Source organism: Verrucosispora sp. WMMD573 (assembly GCF_027497175.1).
Classification (GTDB): domain Bacteria; phylum Actinomycetota; class Actinomycetes; order Mycobacteriales; family Micromonosporaceae; genus Micromonospora.
On record NZ_CP114901.1, the window covers coordinates 1,010,055 to 1,029,957 of the forward strand.

The following is a 19,903-nucleotide window of genomic DNA, read 5'->3' on the forward strand; positions in this document are numbered from 1 at the left end:
TTTATGGTGGTACGCGCTTTTGATGACGCCTAGTGCTTCATCAGGTAGTCGATGAACGCGGCGCGCAACAGCGGTGCCGACTCCTCGTAGCCGTGCCCGGTCATCTCGCGCCAGAGAGCCACCGCCTCATCGACCGTCGGCCCCACCGAGTTGGGCGCGCCGTCCAGCGCGGCAGCCTCGTCCGCATTCGGCAGGTGCCGCAGCACCGACCAGAAGAACCGTACGTCGCGGCGCTCCCGAGCAAGGGTGAACGCCCGTTCACGCAGCTCCTCGGTGGAGAGGACGTCCAACTCCTCGAACGACCGGCCGCCGGAGATCGATGATGTGTCGGTCATGTGCCGAGCCTAACCGTCGAGATCACGCTCGGCGCGCCGACGAGGTGCCGAACCGTCACCGGTCGTCGGCCTCCCAGGCTGGCGGGCCCGTCTCCCAACGCCGGGCCCCCCACGGGTCGGTGCCGCTCACGGTGGGTTGCGCCGGCAGCACGGGCGGCCAGTCACCGACCGGTTGCGGCTGCGTCACACTCCATCCCGCCCCGGTGGCCGGTTCGCTGGGCGGCGGGGGCAGTGCTCCGAGGACCGGCAGCGGAGCTCCGTACCTCTCGACCAGGCGCGTGACGATGAGCCCGACGGCCAGCGCCGCACCACCGATCGCCCAGTAGCTGACCGTCCAGCCGCGCGCACCCGCGTACGCCAGGAACAGCCCGATCGCGCCGGCCGTCAGCAGCGTTCCGAAGACGCCGCCGCGCAGCCCGAACGCGCTGGTGCCGGCGAGCAGCGTCGCGCCCACCGCCAGCACCGTCCAGTCCAACCCCGCCGCCGGTGTCACCGTCCCCTCCTCCGCGGCGACCAGCACTCCGCCGAGGCTCGCGAGCACGGTGGAGAAGACGTATCCAGTGGTGACCACGAGAGCGGCCGGCGCTCCCCGCCGCCGAGCCGGGTCGGCGACCGGACGGAACCGGCCGACCAGCCGACGGATCGGGCTCACCGCTCCGAAGAGGCCACCGAACACCGCGATCGCGGCGAAACCCACGAAGAGTTGTCCGGCGGTCCCCTGCGGGTCGTAATCCCCCTGCACCAGTACGGGCGCGGAGCGCTGCTCGATGTAGACGACGACACCGGCCGCACCGCCGAGGCTCGCCGCCCAACCGGGCACGTGCAGCAGCGCGACCACCAGTCCGAGCAACAGTCCACCGATCGCGGCCACCGCGGTGGTCGTGCCGACCGTGCCGAGCAGCCCGCGGTCACCCTGTTCGGCGAAGTGCAGCCCGGCCGCCACGGCCACCGGCCCGACAGCGAGGTTCACCGCGGCGGTACGCAGCGTCAGCCCGACGGCCAGGGCGAGCAGACCCAGGCCGACCACGTCGACGATGAGGTCCCGCAGTCCGCTGCCGCGCAGCAGGGCCGGATCCTCCCGCCACACCAGGTAGACCAGTGCGCCGAAGCCGAGCAGCAGTAGCGTCTCCCAGACGATGTAGACGCCGAAACGGTCCCGGCCCGGCTCGGCGTCGGGATCGTCGACAACGGCCTCCGCCCCGGTCGCGGGACCGGCCGAAGTGGGCTCCGGCGGTCCATCACGGCCCGGCTCGTCGTACCCCATGATTCCTGCCTCCCAGCGGTCGCCCGGACTCCACCGACGCAGGGGCGGACCAGCGGCGCTTCGGTCGCAGGCACCGTACCCGCGCGCGAGAGCGGACGTAACCCCCTGCCCGGGCGGGTGATCGACGACCCGGACCGCGTCGTGCGGAGCTTGCCGACCGGGCGGGTCTCGTGCACCAGGGCCGTGTGCGGTGTCCAGCAACGCTAGCCGGAGGCGTCGGACCCGACCGACGGCCGGTGGCGTCGGACGCCGCACCAGGCTAGCGGTGGCCCGGGTGGCTCTCCCAGTCGTCCGGCTCCTGCTCGTCGTCGGGCCGCTCCGGAACGCGACACGCCCGCTCCAGCCAGAGCGCAGCGGCCACCAGGGCGGTCGCGGCCAGCAGGCCGGCGATGGCAGCCGGGCGGTCGTCGGCGGCCGCCCGCGTCGGCTGTACGAACAACCAACCTGTCAGCCCCGCGTACCCTCCGGCGAAGATGGCACCGACCAGCGCGGACGCCTTGGCCAGCACGACGAACCGAGCCACCACCAACGGATTGACCGGGTCGCGGCCCGGTCGGCGGTCGATCCGACCCCGGGTGTTGATCGCGGCGTACGCCTCCAGCACGGCCAGCCCGGCCAACGTCACCACCGGCAACCAGGGCAGCGGCGGCAGCCGCTCGTAGTAGATGCCGCTGATCAACAACCAGGCGACCGCGGCGGCGGCGAGGGCAGCCACCACCAACGTCGAGATGCGGGTGGGCCCCATCCGCGACCCGTCCGGCGGCGGGGACACGCTCATGCCGGCACCCCGCTGCACGTCGCGCCGCCAGGAGAAACCGTCGCGCTGAGCCTGATGGTCCCCTCGGTGCGCTCGCTCATGCCGTCGACTCTAACCTCAGATCGGGCCGGGGGCTCAGTTCCGGCACCTCGACGGCGAGCGGGCCGGTGGTGAGCAGGTCGGTCAACGAACCATGCCCCGGCAGTTGGCCGTAGGGCTGGATGTCGATCCACGGTCGCAGCACGAAGGCCCGCAGATGTGCCCGGGGATGCGGCAGCGTCAGCTCGGGGTCGGCGCTCAACACCGGGCGGTCGTCGTCGGTCCACACCGCCACGATGTCGACGTCGAGCGTGCGGGGACCGAGGCGCCGCTCCGGGTCCCGGATCCGGCCGGCGGCGGCCTCCGCGGCCCGCGCCCGCGCCAACCAGTCGTAGGGTCCGGCGTCCGGGTCCGCAGCCAGCAGCACGGCATTCAGGTACGCCGGCTGGTCGGTGTCGCCCCACGGCGGGGTCTCATAGACCCCGGAGACCACCAGCACACTGTCACCGAGGACGGTCAGCGCGGTGCGCAGGTGACCCAGCCGGTCACCGAGGTTGCTGCCGAGGGAAAGCACGGCACGGGTCATCGGGTACGCGTCCGGCGCATCGTCACGGCCACGTCGGTGAAGGCGTGCGGAACCGGCGCCTCGGGCTTGTGCACCGTCACCGTCACGCCGGACACCCGCGGATCCGCCAGGCAGACCTCGATCAGCCGAACGGCGAGGGTCTCGATCAGATTGACCGGCTCGCCGGTGATCACCTCGACCAGCTGTTCGGCCAGCTCGCCGTAGTGCACGGTGTCCCGCACGTCGTCGGACCGGGCGGCCGGGCCCAGATCGAGTTCGAGCACCGCGTCGACGACGAACTCCTGACCGTTGGCGCGTTCGAAGTCGTACATCCCGTGCCGGCCGTGCGCCCGCAGGCCGGTCAGCTCGATCCGGTCGGTCATCGTCGTCCCCGCCCCTCCACTGCCGGCTCCCCGACGGGGCCCGGCCGCCCGACGTCACGTACCCCCGGCCCGGCGTCGGTCGACGAGACGGTGTCGGCGGCCGGCGCGGCCGCCAGCCGGGGACGGCCGGTGGCCTGCCAGACGGCGAGGGCGTCGACGGTGGCGCGTACCTCGTGCACGCGCACCCCCCAGGCGCCCGCGGCGACCGCGAGCAGGCTGGTGGCCACGGTGGCCGCCGCCCGCCCGTCGGTTGGTCGGGGCAGGCCGTCCGGGCCGGCCAGCAGTTGTCCCAGATAGGACTTGCGGCTCGCACCGAACAGCAGGGGATAGCCGAGTTCGACGAGTTCGGGCAGCCGGGCGCTGAGCTGCCAGTTGTGGGCCGCGTTCTTGGCGAAGCCGAGGCCCGGATCGATGATGATGCGATCCGGGTCGACTCCGGCGGCAAGCGCCGCGTCCACCCGCTGGCCGAGTTCGGCACGGACGTCGGCCACCACGTCGCCGTAGCTGGCCAGCTCACTCATCCGGCGGGAGTGGCCGCGCCAGTGCATCAGCACCCAGGGGCAGCCGGCGTCGCTGACCACCCGGGCCATGTCGGTGTCGGCGAGCCCTCCCGAGACGTCGTTGACAACGACCGCGCCGGCGTGCAGCGCCGCCACGGCCACCCGGGCGCGGGTGGTGTCGATGCTGACCGGGACACCGGCCGAGGCGAGTTCCCGGATCACCGGTACCACGCGAGCGGCCTCGGTCTCCGCGTCGACCCGATCGGCGCCGGGTCTGGTCGACTCACCACCGACGTCCACCAACCCCGCTCCTTCGGCTCGTAGCCGGACGCCGTGTGCGACAGCGGCCCCGACGTCGGCGTAGCGTCCGCCGTCGGAGAAAGAGTCGGGCGTGACGTTCAGGACGCCCATCACCACCGGGGCCGGGGCCCGCACCAGATCGGTCACGAGTAGGACGGTACCGGTACCGCAGCCCGTCGCAGACCGCCCCATCGGCACCCCTGACATGGCAATTGGAACAGGTGTACGATCGGTCGTCCGGGCCGGTTCGGGCAGTATCTTCGCGGCTTGTCGCAAAGGGGGGCGGCCCGTACGCTGTGAAATTGCCCAGCATCGAGATGGCGACGGTTGGAGGGAGGGCCGAAACGGGACAACCCGCCCAAAAATCGCCACCCTTTGTGGCGGTTGTCGTACGCAGGGTCTCGGGCGCTGCGCACATTGAGCACCGATCCCGCCAGGCTTGCCTACTGCACCACCGCGGCACCGCCGGCCGCGACTTGGGGAGGTTTCAGTGATCGCCATCGAGCTGATGGAAACGGCGTCCACCAGCGCCGCCCACCTGCTCTCCACCCTGGCGTCGTCGATTCCGTTCGCCGCCGAGGAGCCGAAGGGGATCGACACCGAAGGCGTCGTCACCTTCTTCGCCAGCAAGATCGCTCCGATCCTGCTGGCCGTGCTGGGCGTCATCTTCATCGGCCGCGCCAGCCGAGGCGAGATCTCCAAGGTGCTGACCAGTTCGGCCATCGCGATCGTCGGGCTGGCCTTCATCGCCGGAGCTGCCACCCTCTTCTTCATCGGCGACTTCCTGATCAACCTGATCTTCGAATAGGCGCGGGCACGAGATGCGGCTGCGCACCGACGACGACATCTACCGGGCTCGCCTGGTCTATCTCGGCCCGCCCGGCTACACCCTTCCGGTCCACCTGCCGTACGCCCAGTACGGGCTGTTCATGCTGCTCGTTCCCCTCTACATGTTCATCCACTGGCTGTTCACGCTGCAGGTCGAGCTCTTTCCCGCGTGGGAGATCGCCCTCGCCATCGTGACCACCTCGTTCGTCTTCCGGTACGTCGACCCGGACCGTCCGGCGCGCATGGTGATCCGTACCGCGCTGACCGACTGGCGACGCACCCGGGAGCCGGCCGCCGAGCAGCGCGATCCGCGCCTGGTCGGCAGCAGGATCAGAATCCGGGAGGAACTGGCATGACCGGCTGCACGCCGTACGGGCCGAACGAGGACACGGGCAGGGCGATCGCATGAGCCGCTCCGCCACGCCGGGATCCCCGGCCGGACGTCCGGCCGCACCACACGGTAACCGTGCGCGTTCGTTCGACTACCCGGAATCCGACGAGCGGGACGAGACCTCGCTGGATCCGGCGCTCGCCACGACCCCGGGTCACGGCAGCGTCGGCGTGTTCCAGGCACCTCGCCCGCCGCAGCGCCGGGCGGTTCCGGCCGACCCGGCCCCGGCCAGCCGGGACGGCGCCGACATCGACTCTCCGTTCCTCGATCTCTTCGGTGGCGCATACCCTCGCGGCGGTTCCGCCCAGCGGGGCAACGGGCTCCCCGCGCGGGCCCTGCCGCAGCAGCCGCACCCCGCGCCGCCGCCCGCCGCCGGGCCCGCACCGGCAGCTCAGCGGGCGGCTCCGGCACCCCCGCGACCGCCCGGATCCCCGCCGGCCGCGTCGCCCGTCCACGTTGTCGACGATGCGGTGGCAGCCACGAGCCTGCCGCCGGCCCCCGCCCGGGTGACGCCAACCCCCGGAGATCGGCTGCCGAACGCCCGGCCACCCGCCGACGACCGTCCCACCGGAAACGAGCGTCCGGTCCGGGAGGACCGCCGCGTCCGCGACAACGATCCGGCCTCCGCCGACGCCGAGACCCGGACGCCACGCCGGATCGCGCCCCCGACCAACCGCCCGGCACCCCGGCAGCGGTCCGTCGACCACCGGGACCGGCCGGTCAAGCCGGTCCGCGTCCGGCCACCGAAGATCAAGTTCGGCGATCGGGATCCCGCGGTCGAACTGGCCATCACCGAGATCGCCGGCCACCTGACCTTCACCCCCAACACGGTCACCGCCTGGTACTGGTTGCCCGAGGTGCGCTGGGCCTTCCGCCCCGACGCCGAGCGCGAGGCGTTGCTCGCGGCCATCTCCGAGCAGTACGCCGGCCTGGCCGGCTTCCGGCTGCACCTGCGCCGGACCACCCGACCCTTCCCGGCTGACGAGTGGGCCCGCACCATCGACGCCAACACCGCCGCGCCGCTGCCCGACGTCTCCGGCACACCCGGCTGGGCCGAGCACCTGGTCGCCGCCCAACGACACCTGCTCTCGGTCAATCACGCCGAGGGCCAGACCTACCTCGGCGTCACCTTCGCCCGCCGGTCCCTCGGTGACTCGCTCACCGAGCGGCTGCTGCGCACCTTCGGCCGCGGCGTCGCCGATGGCGAGCGGCGCAAGCTCGGTCGTACCGTCGAACAGTTCGACGAGGTGCTCGGCGCCTTCGGCATGCGCGGACGGCGGGTCACCGCGCACGAACTGGAATGGCTGCTCTACCGGTCGGTGGCGCTCTGCATGGCGCCTCCCGGCACGCTCTCGCCCATCACCGACGGACGCTGGGAACGCGGTGACCTGCTCGCGCTCACCGAACAGGTCGAGCGCTACCGCACGCCGTACGGCTCCACGGTCAAGCTGGTCCACCGGATGACCGGCGAGGAACGACACGTGGCGGTGCTCGCCGTGGGTCGGATGGAACCGCTCGAGATCCCCGAGCGACACGAGCCCTGGCTGCACTTCCATGAGCGACTGCCCTGGCCGATGGAACTCTCCACCCGGGTCGACATCCTCGGTTCCGGCGACTCCTTCCGCAACCTGGAACACCGGCTCCGGATGATCCGGTCACAGCAGCTGGACTACGCGGAACACGGCATCGACGCCCCACCCGAGTTGGAGCGACTCGCCAAGCGGGCCCTGGTCATCGGCGACGAGATGACCACCGGGCTGCCGGTCGACTCCGCCCGCGCCCACGGCTGGCACCGGATCGCAGTCGGCGGCCGTACCCGGGAGGAGTGCCTGGAACGGGCCCGCCGGCTCATCCAGCTCTACTCCCGCGAGCTGCGCATCTCCCTGCAACACCCGAAGAACCAGGACTGGCTGGCCCGCGAGTTCATCCCCGGCGAGCCGATCGCCAACACCGGCTACGTACGCAGGATGCCCGTCAACCTGCTCGCGGCGGCGCTGCCACAGGCCGCCTCCACGGTGGGTGACCGACGTGGCGACCTGATCGGGCGTACCGCCGGCACCTGCCGCCGCCCGGTCTTCCTCGACCTGCACTTTCCCATGGAGGTGCGGGAGCGATCCGGTCTGGCGGTCTTCGTGGCCGAGCCGGGCGGCGGCAAGTCCACGCTGCTCGGCGCGCTGGGCTATCTGGCCGCTCGCCGCGGCGTTCAGGTGACCCTGCTCGACCCCTCCGGCCCGCTGGCCCGGCTCTGTGCGATGCCGGAGCTCCGGCCATACTCGCGGGTGCTGAACCTGACCGGCTCCGAACACGGCACGCTGGCGCCGTACGCGCTGATCCCGACCCCGCTGCGCACCGAGTTCGCCACCGGCGCCGCCGGTGACCGGGAGTTCGAGATCGCGGTCTCCAACGCGCGGGCCGAACGCCGGATGCTGGTACAGGACATCTGCATGATGCTGGTGCCACCGCAGGTGGCCCGGGAGTCCTCCACCGCCACCCTGTTCCGGCACGCCGTACGCCAGGTCCCGGCCGAGGAGACCTCCACGCTGGACGACGTGGTCACCTGTCTCGGCCAGCTGGATGACCACGCCGGCCGGGAACTGGCCAACCTGCTGCTCGACACCGCCGAGATGCCGCTGGCGATGCTCTTCTTCGGCCGCCCGCCGGAGGGTCTGCTCGGGCCGGACGCCGCGCTCACCGTGATCACCATGGCCGGCCTGCGGCTGCCCGACCTGAAGATCGAACGCGAGTACTGGTCGGCCGAGGAGGCGCTCGCCCTACCGATGCTGCACACCGCGCATCGGCTGGCGGTCCGCCGGTGCTACGGCGGCTCGATGGCCTCCCGAAAGCTGGTCGGCCTGGACGAGGCGCACTTCATGGAGGGGTGGCGTTCCGGCCGGTCATTCCTCGTCCGACTCGCCCGCGACTCCCGCAAGTGGAACCTCGCCGCGCTGGTCGCCTCGCAGAACCCACGTGACATCCTCGGTCTCGACGTACAGAACCTCGTCTCCACCGTCTTCGTCGGCCGGATCGCCGAGGACGCCGAGATCGCCTCCGAGGCGCTGCGGCTGCTGCGGGTGCCGGTCGACGACGGCTACGAGGCCACCCTCGCCTCTCTCTCCACCGCCGACGCGACCTCCGCCAGCCGGCTCGGTTTCCGGGAGTTCGTGATGCGCGACGTCGACGGCCGGGTCCAGAAGGTCCGGGTCGACGTCTCCTACGTGGATGGCCTACTGGACCACCTCGACACCACCCCCGCCGCCATCGCCGCCGCCGCAGGGGTGCTGCCGACCGTGCTGCCAGACATGGAGGCGTGACATGGCGAGGGCCCGGGCACGGATCACGGCGCTCCTCCTGGCACTCGGCGTCCTCGCCGCAGCCACGATCAGCTGGCCCGGGCTCACCGCCACACCGGCGTACGCGGCTCCGGTGGCGTACCAGGCCGCTGCCGCCGAACTCTGCTCGACCGAGGAATGGCAGGTCGATTTCCGCGCCTGCGTCGCCAAGCTTCAGCAGGTGGCGGAATCGGAGGCGACCTGCCTCAACCCTCCGACCCCGACTGCCCCCGACTCCGGCATCGCCGGCTGGTTCGCCTCCCGTCCGGAGGCATCGAAGTTAAGAGGTCCGAAGGGCTACTACACGAATTACGGCTACGCCGGCTACAGCTACAGCACCTACAAGATCGAATCTGGGTGCGCGACCACCCTGCTGCACCCGGACTACAAGTTCACCAACACCATCGCCAACGGCGAGTTCATGATGGCGACGGCGATCATCGGTGCCTCGAACGCCCTGCGCGAACGCGCGTGGGAGCCGGGCACCATGTGGGGCTGGGCCGACCCGCTGGTGGACCAGGCCACCAAAGCGATCTACCAGAAGGTGTTCAGCGTCTTCGGCATCGTCACCCTCTGCGTGGTCGGGCTCTACCTGCTCTGGCGCTCGCGCCAGTCCGACATGAGCAGCGCGATGACCACGGCGGGCTGGGCGTTGGTGGTGATGGTGGCGGTCACCGCGCTGGCCGCCTGGCCGGTCAAGTCCGCGAACCTGGCCGACGGCGCCCTCGTCTCCACGCTGGGCGTCGTGCACGACGCCGTGGGCCCGGCCGCCAAGGACGTGCCGCCGGGCCGGTGCGCGATGCCGAACCCGGACGCCTGCACGGACAAGCGCCCGCCGGCGGTTCGGGCCAGCGACACGGCCGCCGAGGCGATGCTCTACCGGAACTGGCTGCGCGGCGCGCTCGGCTCGGCCGACAGCGAAACCGCCAAGAAGTACGGCGAGGCGCTCTACGACGCCAAGTCGCTGTCCTGGGACGAAGCCGAGAAGATCCGGACCAGTCCAGAACTCCGCGAAGCCACCATCAGTGCCAAGAAGCAGCAGTGGATGACTGTCGCCGCGCAGGTCGAGCGGGAGGATCCGGAGGCCTACGAGTACCTGCAGGGCGTCCGGGACATGGACCGCGTGGGTGCCGGGTTCATCGCGGTGCTCGCCGCCCTGCTCTTCGCGATGTTCGATCTGACCGCGTCGCTGCTGGTGCTGCTCGGATTTCTGATCTTCCGGTGGGCGGTGATCGCGGCGCCGATCCTGGGCACCATCGGCCTGCTCCGTCCGGCCAGCGCCGGCCTGCGGCGGCTGGGCAACGCGGTGGTGGCGGCGCTGTTCAACATCGCGATCTTCGGCACCGGCGCCGCCATCTACCTCTTCGCGGTCGACCTCATCATGAGCACGGCGACCCTCCCCGGCTGGCTGCAGGTGGTGCTGGTCTGGCTCTGCGGGGTGGTCGGCTGGCTGCTGCTGCGCCCCTACCGCCGGATCACCCAACTCGGCGGCAAGGACAACAGCGAGGCGGTCAGCTCGGCGGGCTCCTGGCACCGCCGATTCTTCCGGGACATGCGCACCGCTGCCCGCCTCGACGTCGCCGAGCCCGGCGGCACCGCCGAGCCCACCGTCGGACGACGCCGGGCAATCGCACCGGAGCCGCCGAAGGTGCGTCCGGAGGCTCGTCCGGACCCGGTCCCCAGCGGCGCACCCGCGGCCGTGAAGCGGCCGGACGACCGCGAATCCGGCGGCACCGACGACCAGAACCGGGAGCGACCCGCCAAGGGGTCGGTCGCGCCCAAGCCCCGTCGCCGGCAGCCGGCCTCCTGGACGGAGCCGGACGTGCCGGACGAGAACCCCTCCTACGTCATCTACCGTCCCGGTTCGGCCGAACGGGCTCCCGAGAAGCCGGCGCCGCGGGTCCGCTCCGAGGCGCGGTGACCGTCGTGCGCCGCGCGATCGAGTTCCTGTTCCTGAGGCTGCTGCGGTCCCGGCTTGGGGTGGCACTCGGCATCGCCGTACTGGTACTCGGGGTGGTCGGGGCGGCCAGGTTGGTGGCCGGTCCCACCGACCCGTCGACCGGGCTGAGCAACCGGCCGGCCGACCCGATCAGCACGGTGCACCCGACCACCGGGGACGACGGCGCGATCTCCACGACCACCACGCCGTCCCCGGTCACCCGGCCGGGCCAACCGGCACCGGAACTGGTCGCCGAACGCTTCGCCGCCGCCTGGCTCGGCCGCCCGGGCCAGACCGCCGAGGGCTGGCACGACGCGCTGCGCCCACTCTCGACCACCAGTCTCGCCGAGAAGCTCTCCGGCGCCGACCCGAACGAAGTGCCCGCCACCGCGGTCACCGGCGAGGTGACCCTCCGCCCCCGCGGTGAGACCTTCGTGGAGGCGACGATCCCGCTCGACGGCGGGCAACTCCGGCTCGAACTGCTGGCACCCGACGGACGATGGTTGGTGGACGTGGTGGACTGGAGCCGGGATGAGTGAGCAGATTTCTTCCCGCCGACCGGTCCGGGCCGGTGCCCTCGCCGCCGCGCTCACCGCGGCGCTGGTGCTGCTCTGCTGCACCGGTGGCGCGGGCGCGTTCTTCCTCACCGAGCTCGGTGGCGACGCCGCCGAGCAGCTGACCCCGGCCAGCATGGAGTGCACAGGCGATTTCGACGTCGATGTCACGGGCAAGATGCCGCGCTTCGCCGAGTACGGGGAACGCCAGCTGCGCAACGCCGCAGTGATCATCAAGGTCGGCCAGGAGATGAAGGTGCCGCCGCGCGGCTGGGTGATCGCGGTGGCGACAGCCATGCAGGAGTCGCGGCTGCTCAACCTGGCCAACAGCACGGTCGGCGAGTCACGAGACATCCCGAACGAGGGGATCGGGGCCGACCACGACTCCGTCGGTCTCTTCCAGCAACGACCCTCGTGGGGCACGGTCGCCCAGCGGATGAACCCGGAGTACGCGTCCCGCAAGTTCTACGAGAAGTTGGTCGACGTAGCCGACTGGGAGAAGCTGCCGCTGACCGTGGCCGCCCAACGAGTTCAGATCAGCGCCTTTCCGGACGCGTACGCCAAGCACGAGGAACTCGCCGCCCGCATCGTGGACGCGCTGGCCGGGGGCGCGGCACGAACCGCGCTGATCGCGGGACAGGAGGTCTGTGACGCCGCAGCGGGCGGCGAGATCGCCGCCTCCGGTTGGACCGCACCCGTCCCGGGCGGCGTCGGCTCCGGATTCCAGACCCGCAGTCGGCCTGGGCACAACGGTGTGGACATCGCCGCGCCGAAGGGCACCGATATCAGGGTTGCGGCGACCGGCCGGGTGCTGGTCTCTCGCTGTGACCCCGACCGGAGAGGACGGCTCAGCTGTGACGAGGACGGCTGGCCCGGCAAGGGGGGCTGCGGCTGGTTCGTCGACGTGCTGCACGCCCAGGGCGTCATCACCCGCTACTGTCATCTGGTGAATCGTCCCCTGGTCGCCGTGGGCGACACGGTGCGGGCCGGTGACGTGATCGGCGATGTGGGCAGCAGCGGCAACTCCTCCGGACCGCACCTGCACTTCGAGGTGCACGTCGACGGCGATCGGAGCAGTCGGGGCGCCATCGACCCGGTTCCGTTCATGCGGTCGAGGGGCGCGCCGTTGAAGGGTGCCGGGTGAACGACGGGCCGTCATGACCGAACCGCTTCCGGACCCGTTCGCCGACCAGCCCGACTGGGCTCCTCAGCCGCCCCGTCCGATCCAGATCGTCCCCGCCGCCGGAAGCGTCGAACTGCGCGGACGGCGGGTGCTGGTCGGACTGCCCGGTCTGGGATGGCGGGCCGACCTGCGGGCCGACGAACGGGTGGTGCAGAACAGCCGCACCTACGTCCCGGTCATCCCGGAACACGACTGGTATCGCGCCGAGTCCGACCAGGTCGAGGTGTTCGCCCCGTTGGTGCCGGTCGAACGCGTCTGGGTCGAGACGGTCGGCCGAGCGAGCACGCCGACGACGGACGGCGGCCTGCGACTCGTGTCGCTGGACGCCCCGGCCCACCCGGCACCTACGCCGGTCTTCGAGACAGATTCCGTCGCCGGGCGGCGGGTCGTGCACATGGCCGGTTCGGTCGAGCACCGCGATCTGCGCGCCGTCACCGAGACCTACTCGGGCGCCGAGGGCGACATCTGCGTACGGGTGACACCCGAGATGGAGTGGTACCGCTGGGCCTGGCGCGGCCAGTCACCGACCACCCTGGAGGTGCCGGTCCACGTGCTCTGGGTGGAGTGAGGTCAGCCGGCCGTGGCTGAGCAGACCCGCCAGTCCTCGCCCAGCCGTGCAGTAAATGTCCATGGTTGCCGGTCGTATTGCCTAATTCCATCGATTCGAGCTGATAGCACCAGTTCGACTCGCACCTCCGCCTCCTTGCCACGTTGTTCCGCCAGCACATTCCCCCAGCTGATCGACATGTTCGTGCCAAACTGCTCCTCGCGAGCCGCAAGATCGGATCTAAACGCGTCGAGCTGCTTTAAGTCGCTGCCGCCTTCGCACGTGAAGAGTTTGGCTCGTACATCGTTGCGGTCAACGAGGAAAGCTCGCAGGTAGCTGTCAACCACGATCGTCGGGGCGCTGCGGTCGGGGGTGGTGGCGCGGTCGTAGACGAAATAGCCGACGACCCCGCCGGTCAGGCAGAGCACCGCGACCACCCCGGCGACCACGGTCAGTACCGTACGCAGTCGTCGCCGGGGCTGACGCGGAGCCGGCGCGACCGCGGGCGGTGCCAGTTCCTCCGGCGGTGTCCTCTGCGCCGGTACGCGGGAGACCTGGGAACCGGCGGGGGGCGGCACTGATTCCACCCCCTGAGGCTATCGGCTGGCGGCCCCGGACCCAATGCCCCAGATTTGGCAGATCGTGACCGAACCCTGCCGATGGGTGAGATCCCTGACAACACCGGCGCAGCGCCGACGCGCATCCCGGAGGTGGAGCCATCGCTGGGATACCGTCGTTCCTGCCCGGAGAGTGGGTGCCGACCTCGGGCGAAGGGGGTGGACACGGTGGGCGGTCCGAAGGCGCGGACGCTCCGCGCCGCCGCGCTGCACCGCCGGGCCGCCGCGACGGTCACGGCGGCGACGAATGTTCTCGACGAGACCCGTCCCGTGCCGGCCGACCAGCGCCGCCAGTATGCACTGGCCGAGCGGCTGCGCGAGGCGGCCACCGTCCTCGCCCCCGGCTGGGCCGGGTCCACCCTGGACGCGGTCGAACCGGCTCATCCCGCCGGGGAGGGGCCACCGCCGTTCGTTCGGGTGGGCACCGCCGCCCCGTTGGACGACGCGCGTTTCCCGGCTCTGGTGCCGGTGTTCGGCAGCGGCCACCTCGTGGTGGACACCGACGCGCACGATGCACGGGTCGCCGGGCTGCTGCGATCCGTACTGCTGCGGATGCTGGCGGCGACACCGGCCGGGGCGCTGCTGGTACGGGCGGTGGACGCCACGGGTGTCGCGCTGGCGCCGTTCGCGGCGCTCGGTGACGCCGGGGTGCTTGCCCCGCCGGCCACGGACGCCGAAGGTCTGGAGGCCGTGCTGGCGGAGGCGGAGCGGTGGGTGGCGCCGGACGCCTCCGGTCCGCGCCGGCACGACCGCGCGCTGCTGCTGGTGCTGGCCACGCTGCCCGAACCGCACCGGCCGGGTGACCTCGCACGGATCGAGGCGCTTGCCGAGCGGGGGCCGGAGGCCGGGCTGCACCTGGTGGTGGCGGGGTGGCCGCCGACCGGCCGGGCCGCACTGCCCAGGGCTACGCCGATGGCGATGCGGACGGCCTACGCGTTGCTCGGCGATCCGCCGGGCGCGGCGTTCGCCGGTGGCGGCACCGACGGAGGGCTGAACTCTCCGGTCTTCGTCGACCCTGATCCGTCGGCCGAGTTGCTCGATGGGGTGTGCCGCCGGATCGCGGCCCAGATCGAGGCCGGCAGCCGGCTCTCCCTGGCGCACCTGCTGCCGCCCCCGGAAGATCTGTGGCAGGGGACCGGGTCCGACGGGCTCAGCAGCACCGTCGGCGATGCGGGTGGGCGGCCGGTCTCGCTCGGCTTCACCGAGCTGACCCCGCACTGGCTGGTGAGCGGCCGGTCGCGGGGCTGCCGGTCCACCTTCCTCACCACCGCGTTGCTCGGACTCGTCGCGCGCTACGCCCCGGACGAGTTGTCGCTGTACCTGGTGGACCTCGGCGACGGCGAGTCCTTTGCGGAGTTCCTGCAGACGGAGCGGGACCGGACCTGGGTCCCGCAGGTCCGGGCGGCCGCGATGGCCGCCGACCGGGAGTACGTACTGGATCTGTTGGACCAGTTGACGGCCGAGGTGCACCGGCGCGCGGAGGCGTCCGCCCGCGCGGGTGGGCAGCGCTTCGCCGAGTTGCGAGAACATCGCCCGCTGCCTCGGGTGGTCTGTGTGCTGGAGAGCCTGCCGGTGCTCTTCGCCGAGCGGGACCGCCTGTCCGCCGAGGTGGCCGTAAGGCTGGACGCGTTGGCCAGGACCGGGCGGACGTACGGTGTGCATCTGGTGCTGGCCGGCGAGGGCGACCTCGGCCTGGGCACCCGATCGGACGGCGGGCAGCGGGATTCGCTGCTGGGGCAGTTCCCGGTGCGGGTGGCGCTGCCGGGCGGCGGGGCGGTGCTGGCACCCACCAACGACGCAGCAGCCGGCCTGCCGGTGGGCAGCGCGGTGGTGAACACCGCCGGCGGTCTCGGCGGTCCCCGCGGAGCGATCCGAGGTCATGAGCGGATGGTCCGGTACCCCGACCCGGCAGACGAGCCGGAGACGGTGGCGGCGCTGCGCCACCGGATCTGGACGGCCCGCCCGCCGGACGCGGCACCGCCCGTCGTCTTCGCCGGGTATGCGCGCCCGCTGCTGCACAACGATCCCCGTTATCGGGCAGCCGTCGCAGGCAAGTCGACGACCCCGGCCGCGTTGCTCGGGCGGGCGGTGGATGTCGCGCGTAGCACCGCCGCCGTGCCGTTCGGCCCGGCGGCGGGTCGCAACCTCGCGGTTCTCGGACCACGGCCTGCCGCGTGTCGCCTCCTGGCGACGGCCGCGCACAGCACGGCGGCCCACCACCCGGCGGGTACGGCGCGGTTCGTGGTCGCCGTGCCGGACGCGGAGGCTGGACACCTGGCCGACGCTCTCGTCGCGGAGTTGGCCGAACGTCATGACGTCGACCGGGTGGATCTCGCCGGGCTGATCGCCGTGGCGGACTCCGGTGAGCCGGCGTACCTGGTTGTCTTCGGGCTGGATGTGGCGCCGCCCGAGCAACTGCCACCGGCCAGACTGCGGGCCCTGCTGCGCGACGGGCCCCCGGCCGGGCAGCATCTGCTCGGCTGGTGGCGCACGGTGCCGTCGTTCGCGACGCTTATGGAACCGGGCGAGACGGTGGACAAACTGACCGCCGTGGCGGTGGCAGGGGTGCCGGGGGCTCAGCTCACGCCGGTCTTCGGCCGCTCGGTGGAGTGGCGACCCCGGCCCGACCGGGTGGTGCTCTGGGACGGGCCGGCAGAGCGCGGCGTGGTGCTGGTTCCATACGACGTGCCCGGCGGCGTGCAGGGAGAGCCCGGATGACTCTCGATCACTCGCCGGTCACCGCTGCCGAGCCGGTTCGACAGCGCCCGGCCGGCGCACCGGGGGATCCGGTCCGGGCCGCGTGGGCGGACTATCTCGCCGCGGCCCGGCAGCTCGACGGGGTACGCCGGGGCGCGGCGACCGCTGCGGGCGAGCAGGCCCGCGCGGTCCAGGCCGCCCGGGAGGAACTCGCGGGCGTACGCACCCGGCTGGCGCCGCAGGAGAGCCGGCTGCGTGCACTGGGTGTGCCAGCGATCTCGCTGGTGCCGACACCTCCGGAGGTGGCGGAGGCGACCCGATCGATGAACGGCGGCCCGGCGGCGGTGTTGACCGCGTTGCGGGATGCTCGCCGGTGGGCGGTCGGAGCGGACGACACGCTCGCCGCACGTGGTCTGTCCCGGGTCGCGCACTGGCCGTCCCGCGCCCGCAACCTCCTGGTGTACGGGCCGCTGGGGCTGTTCGTTCCGGTGCTGCTGGTGATGGTGTATCTGCTGGCCGGCACCGGTGCGGTGACCGCGTTCGCGGTGCTGATGGGGCTGCCGGCGCCGGCGGTCGCGTTCGCCCTGGGATGGTTCGCGGTGGGCCGTTGCTTTCCGCCCGGGCCGGGAGGGCGGGTGGACCGTACGCCCCGGTTCGGCGCGCTGGTCTGCCTAATCCCCGCGGTGGTGGCCAACGCGGGAGTCGTGCTGGGGATGCTGTCGTCCTGAACGATTGACCGCCGGTCAGCGGGGGATGATCAGAGCCATCGCCTCGGCCCGGGACTTGGCGTCGTGTTGCAGGGTGCCCCGCACCGCGGACGTGATCGTCTTGGCACCGGATTTCTGGATGCCTCGCATCGCCATGCACATGTGTTCGCATTCGAGCACGACGACCACGCCGCGCGGCTCCAGCCGCGTCATCAGCAGGTCCGCGATCTGCGAGGTGAGCCGCTCCTGCACCTGGGGCCGCCGGGCGAAGACCTCGACCAGCCGGGCCAACTTGGACAGGCCGGTGATCCGGCCGTCGGGGCCGGGGATGTAGCCGATGTGGGCACTGCCCCGGAACGGCAGCAGGTGATGCTCGCAGAGGCTCATCACGTCGATGTCCCGGACCAGCACCAGTTCCTCGTGGTTGGCCTCGAAGGTGGTGGTGAGCACCGTGGCCGGATCGACGCGCAGGCCGGCGAAGAGTTCCGCGTACGCCCGGGCGACCCGGGCCGGGGTCTGCTGGAGTCCGTCACGGTCGGGATCCTCCCCGACCGCGATGAGGATCTCGCGGACGGCCTTCTCGATCCGGCCGAGGTCCATGGTGTCCTCGACGGGACGACCGGTGAGCCGGCCGTTGATCAGCCGCGCGGCGATGTAGTCGAGGCGGTCGGTGTCGGGTTCGGTCGCGGAGGCGGCCAGTCCCCCCTGCGGGGAACTGGCCGCCGTGTCGTCGGTGCTCAGTGCGAACCGTCCGAGGAGTTGTTGGAGCTGCCGCCACCCACGGTCGCCTCTGCGCCGTCGGCTTCCGCCTGCACCTTCAGCGCGTCCTTCTCCGCCGGGGTGAGTACGGGCGGCTCGGTGGAGGGCTGCCGCTTGCCGAAGCCGTTGTACGGGGCCATCGGCGGCCGCTTGACCACCCGGGCACAGATCCGGGCCATGTCGGCGGTGGAGAGCGTCTCCTTCTCCATCAGCTCGAGCACGATGTTGTCCAGCACGTCCCGGTACTCGACCAGGATCTCCCAGGCCTCGTCGTGGGCCAGTTCGATCAGTGCCCGCATCTCGCCGTCGATCTCGGCGGCGACCGCGTCGGAGTAGTCCCGCTCGTGGCCCATGTTGCGGCCGAGGAACGGCTCGTCGCCGCTGGTGCCGTACTTGATCGCGCCGAGCTTGGAACTCATTCCGTACTGCGTGATCATTGCCCGGGCCAGCTGGGTGGCCTTCTCGATGTCGTTGCCGGCGCCGGTGGTGGGCTCGTGGAAGACGAGTTCCTCGGCCGCCCGGCCCCCCAGCGCGTACGCCAGGGTGTCGACCATCTCGGCGCGAGTCTGGGTGTACTTGTCCTCCGTGGGCAGCACCAGGGTGTGGCCCAGCGAGCGACCCCGGGACAGGATCGTCACCTTGTGCACCGGCGCGGCGTGCGGCAGCGCCCAGGCGACAAGTGCGTGACCACCCTCGTGGTACGCGGTGATCTTCTTCTCCTGGTCACTCATCACCCGGGTACGCCGCTGCGGGCCGGCGATCACCCGGTCGATCGACTCCTCAAGCGAGTCGTTGGAGATGGCCCGCTGGTCCTTCCGGGCGGTCAGCAGGGCCGCCTCGTTGATCACGTTGGCGAGGTCGGCGCCGCTGAAGCCCGGCGTCCGCTTGGCGACCGAGTCGAGGTCGACGTCGGGCGTGAACGGCTTGCCCTTGGCGTGCACCCGCAGGATGGCCTTGCGGCCCTCCATGTCGGGCGCGTCGACCGGGATCTGCCGGTCGAACCGGCCCGGACGCAGCAGCGCCGGGTCGAGGATGTCCGGCCGGTTGGTGGCGGCGATCAGGATGACGCCGCCCTTGACGTCGAAGCCGTCCATCTCGACGAGGAGCTGGTTCAGGGTCTGCTCGCGTTCGTCGTGGCCGCCACCCATGCCGGCGCCACGGTGCCGGCCGACGGCGTCGATCTCGTCGACGAAGACGATGGCGGGCGCGTTCGCCTTGGCCTGCTCGAACAGGTCACGGACCCGGCTGGCACCGACACCGACGAACATCTCGACGAAGTCGGAGCCGGAGATCGAGTAGAACGGCACCCCGGCCTCGCCGGCCACCGCTCGGGCGAGCAGCGTCTTGCCGGTGCCGGGCGGGCCGAAGAGCAGCACACCCTTCGGGATCTTGGCACCGAGCGCCTGGTACTTCGCCGGGTTCTGCAGGAAGTCCTTGATCTCGTGCAGCTCCTCGACGGCCTCCTCGGAGCCCGCCACGTCGGCGAACGTCGTCTTCGGCGTGTCCTTGGTGATCATCTTCGCCTTGGACTTGCCGAAGTTGAGCACCCGCGAGCCGCCGCCCTGCATCTGCGACATGAAGAACAGCAGCAATAGCACGAGCAGCACGATGGGCAGCAGGTTGACCAGCAGGCTGACCCAGATGCTGTCGGACGACACCTCGGTGTCGGCCGGCCCGGTGACCCGATTGTTGGCCTTGGCGTCGAGAACCTGGTTCCAGACCTCGTCGCCGACCTCGTAGGGGAACTGGGCCTCGATCAGCTTCGTGGTGGTGTCGCCGAACTCGGTCTCCTCGGCCAGCTCGAGCTGGATCGTCTGTTCCTTGTCCTGGAAGACGACCTTCTCGATGCCGCCCTTGTTGAGCTGGTCGAGCGCGACGGACGTGTCCACCCGGTGGTAACTGGGTCCACCGGTGAACAACTGACTGAGCACGACGGCGCCGAGGATGACCAGGATGACCCAGAACACCGGTCGGCGGAAGAAACGCGTACGTTCCATGCTGTTGTCGAGCGCCGAGACGCCCGCATCCTCCTGATCGACGTCCTGACCGACTGATGGGTGTCGCCGCCTGGGCGGCTGCCGGAGCCGCCGTGCGGGCCGGCCTCGACCCCGGGGCGCGATTGCCGCGCCACGGTCATTCGACGGTACACCGTGCGAGACCGATATGAGCTGGCGAGCCCAGCACTTACGCGCACGGCGAACCGGATGTC

The 19,903-nt window shown here is 71.5% G+C and carries 18 protein-coding genes; 9 read left to right on the forward strand and 9 right to left on the reverse strand.

Going from position 1 to position 19,903, the window contains the following annotated elements; genetic code table 11:
* Positions 1-29 precede the first annotated feature (29 nt).
* The 6 genes from O7601_RS04730 to folP all read right to left on the reverse strand — a co-directional run bounded on the left by O7601_RS04730 (position 30) and on the right by folP (position 4,290).
* Positions 30-335: a hypothetical protein gene (locus O7601_RS04730; protein ID WP_093409856.1), complete on the reverse strand. Its 306-nt coding sequence runs from the start codon at positions 333-335 to the stop codon at positions 30-32.
* 55 nt (positions 336-390) lie between these two features.
* Positions 391-1,599: an ABC transporter permease gene (locus tag O7601_RS04735; RefSeq protein WP_281565040.1), complete on the reverse strand. Its 1,209-nt coding sequence runs from the start codon at positions 1,597-1,599 to the stop codon at positions 391-393.
* A 259-nt stretch (positions 1,600-1,858) separates the two neighbouring features.
* The gene (locus tag O7601_RS04740) at positions 1,859-2,344 is read right to left on the reverse strand and encodes a DUF3180 domain-containing protein (protein ID WP_281566794.1); all 486 of its coding nucleotides are present in this window, start codon (positions 2,342-2,344) and stop codon (positions 1,859-1,861) included.
* Between the two features lie 109 nt (positions 2,345-2,453).
* The gene (gene folK / locus O7601_RS04745; protein WP_281565041.1) at positions 2,454-2,981 is read right to left on the reverse strand and encodes a 2-amino-4-hydroxy-6-hydroxymethyldihydropteridine diphosphokinase; all 528 of its coding nucleotides are present in this window, start codon (positions 2,979-2,981) and stop codon (positions 2,454-2,456) included.
* Positions 2,978-3,343: a dihydroneopterin aldolase gene (gene folB, locus O7601_RS04750; protein WP_281565042.1), complete on the reverse strand. Its 366-nt coding sequence runs from the start codon at positions 3,341-3,343 to the stop codon at positions 2,978-2,980. Before folB ends, folK begins: the two co-directional genes overlap by 4 nt.
* Positions 3,340-4,290, reverse strand: a complete 951-nt coding sequence (gene folP / locus O7601_RS04755; RefSeq protein WP_281565043.1) for a dihydropteroate synthase — start codon at positions 4,288-4,290, stop codon at positions 3,340-3,342. The genes folB and folP overlap by 4 nt, the downstream gene beginning before the upstream one ends.
* A 343-nt stretch (positions 4,291-4,633) precedes the next feature.
* Between folP and O7601_RS04760 the strand changes: the two genes are divergently transcribed.
* From O7601_RS04760 to O7601_RS04790, 7 genes are read left to right on the forward strand one after another with little or no spacing between them, the layout of a single operon-like run.
* Entirely contained in the window at positions 4,634-4,951 is a 318-nt protein-coding gene (locus O7601_RS04760) for a hypothetical protein (RefSeq protein ID WP_093409864.1), read from the forward strand.
* Between the two features lie 13 nt (positions 4,952-4,964).
* On the forward strand, positions 4,965-5,327 hold the full coding sequence (locus O7601_RS04765; RefSeq protein WP_093409867.1) for a hypothetical protein: 363 nt from the start codon (positions 4,965-4,967) through the stop codon (positions 5,325-5,327).
* A gap of 49 nt (positions 5,328-5,376) precedes the next feature.
* On the forward strand, positions 5,377-8,673 hold the full coding sequence (locus O7601_RS04770) for an ATP-binding protein (protein ID WP_281565044.1): 3,297 nt from the start codon (positions 5,377-5,379) through the stop codon (positions 8,671-8,673).
* Position 8,674: 1 nt separating this feature from the next.
* Complete coding sequence (locus O7601_RS04775) at positions 8,675-10,612, forward strand: MFS transporter (RefSeq protein ID WP_281565045.1); 1,938 nt, start codon at positions 8,675-8,677, stop codon at positions 10,610-10,612.
* Entirely contained in the window at positions 10,609-11,169 is a 561-nt protein-coding gene (locus tag O7601_RS04780; RefSeq protein WP_281565046.1) for a hypothetical protein, read from the forward strand. The genes O7601_RS04775 and O7601_RS04780 overlap by 4 nt, the downstream gene beginning before the upstream one ends.
* The gene (locus O7601_RS04785; RefSeq protein ID WP_281565047.1) at positions 11,162-12,328 is read left to right on the forward strand and encodes a M23 family metallopeptidase; all 1,167 of its coding nucleotides are present in this window, start codon (positions 11,162-11,164) and stop codon (positions 12,326-12,328) included. The genes O7601_RS04780 and O7601_RS04785 overlap by 8 nt, the downstream gene beginning before the upstream one ends.
* A gap of 13 nt (positions 12,329-12,341) precedes the next feature.
* On the forward strand, positions 12,342-12,935 hold the full coding sequence (locus O7601_RS04790) for a hypothetical protein (RefSeq protein ID WP_281565048.1): 594 nt from the start codon (positions 12,342-12,344) through the stop codon (positions 12,933-12,935).
* A gap of 2 nt (positions 12,936-12,937) precedes the next feature.
* Here O7601_RS04790 and O7601_RS04795 read toward each other — a convergent pair whose 3' ends face one another.
* Positions 12,938-13,492, reverse strand: a complete 555-nt coding sequence (locus O7601_RS04795) for a hypothetical protein (RefSeq protein WP_281566795.1) — start codon at positions 13,490-13,492, stop codon at positions 12,938-12,940.
* Between the two features lie 198 nt (positions 13,493-13,690).
* Here O7601_RS04795 and O7601_RS04800 point away from each other — a divergent pair, with 198 nt between their 5' ends.
* Both O7601_RS04800 and O7601_RS04805 read left to right on the forward strand, forming a co-directional pair.
* The gene (locus O7601_RS04800; protein WP_281566796.1) at positions 13,691-16,249 is read left to right on the forward strand and encodes an FtsK/SpoIIIE domain-containing protein; all 2,559 of its coding nucleotides are present in this window, start codon (positions 13,691-13,693) and stop codon (positions 16,247-16,249) included.
* Positions 16,246-16,956: a hypothetical protein gene (locus O7601_RS04805; RefSeq protein ID WP_281565049.1), complete on the forward strand. Its 711-nt coding sequence runs from the start codon at positions 16,246-16,248 to the stop codon at positions 16,954-16,956. The genes O7601_RS04800 and O7601_RS04805 overlap by 4 nt, the downstream gene beginning before the upstream one ends.
* Positions 16,957-16,971: 15 nt before the next feature.
* Here the strand turns inward: O7601_RS04805 and folE are convergent, their stop codons facing one another.
* Both folE and ftsH read right to left on the reverse strand, forming a co-directional pair.
* The gene (gene folE, locus O7601_RS04810) at positions 16,972-17,634 is read right to left on the reverse strand and encodes a GTP cyclohydrolase I FolE (RefSeq protein WP_210939236.1); all 663 of its coding nucleotides are present in this window, start codon (positions 17,632-17,634) and stop codon (positions 16,972-16,974) included.
* A gap of 38 nt (positions 17,635-17,672) precedes the next feature.
* Positions 17,673-19,691 (reverse strand): ATP-dependent zinc metalloprotease FtsH, encoded by a 2,019-nt coding sequence (ftsH, locus tag O7601_RS04815; protein WP_093409891.1) that lies wholly within the window; start codon positions 19,689-19,691, stop codon positions 17,673-17,675.
* Between the last annotated feature and the right edge of the window lie 212 nt (positions 19,692-19,903).

Coding starts and splice junctions, on each gene's coding strand:
- O7601_RS04730 (WP_093409856.1), bottom strand. CDS start 335: ATGACCGACACATCATCGATCTCCGGCGGCCGGTCGTTCGAGGAGTTG.
- O7601_RS04740 (WP_281566794.1), bottom strand. CDS start 2,344: ATGGGGCCCACCCGCATCTCGACGTTGGTGGTGGCTGCCCTCGCCGCC.
- O7601_RS04765 (WP_093409867.1), top strand. CDS start 4,965: ATGCGGCTGCGCACCGACGACGACATCTACCGGGCTCGCCTGGTCTAT.
- folB (WP_281565042.1), bottom strand. CDS start 3,343: ATGACCGACCGGATCGAGCTGACCGGCCTGCGGGCGCACGGCCGGCAC.
- O7601_RS04805 (WP_281565049.1), top strand. CDS start 16,246: ATGACTCTCGATCACTCGCCGGTCACCGCTGCCGAGCCGGTTCGACAG.
- O7601_RS04790 (WP_281565048.1), top strand. CDS start 12,342: ATGACCGAACCGCTTCCGGACCCGTTCGCCGACCAGCCCGACTGGGCT.
- folK (WP_281565041.1), bottom strand. CDS start 2,981: ATGACCCGTGCCGTGCTTTCCCTCGGCAGCAACCTCGGTGACCGGCTG.
- O7601_RS04735 (WP_281565040.1), bottom strand. CDS start 1,599: ATGGGGTACGACGAGCCGGGCCGTGATGGACCGCCGGAGCCCACTTCG.
- O7601_RS04775 (WP_281565045.1), top strand. CDS start 8,675: ATGGCGAGGGCCCGGGCACGGATCACGGCGCTCCTCCTGGCACTCGGC.
- O7601_RS04785 (WP_281565047.1), top strand. CDS start 11,162: ATGAGTGAGCAGATTTCTTCCCGCCGACCGGTCCGGGCCGGTGCCCTC.
- O7601_RS04770 (WP_281565044.1), top strand. CDS start 5,377: ATGAGCCGCTCCGCCACGCCGGGATCCCCGGCCGGACGTCCGGCCGCA.
- ftsH (WP_093409891.1), bottom strand. CDS start 19,691: ATGGAACGTACGCGTTTCTTCCGCCGACCGGTGTTCTGGGTCATCCTG.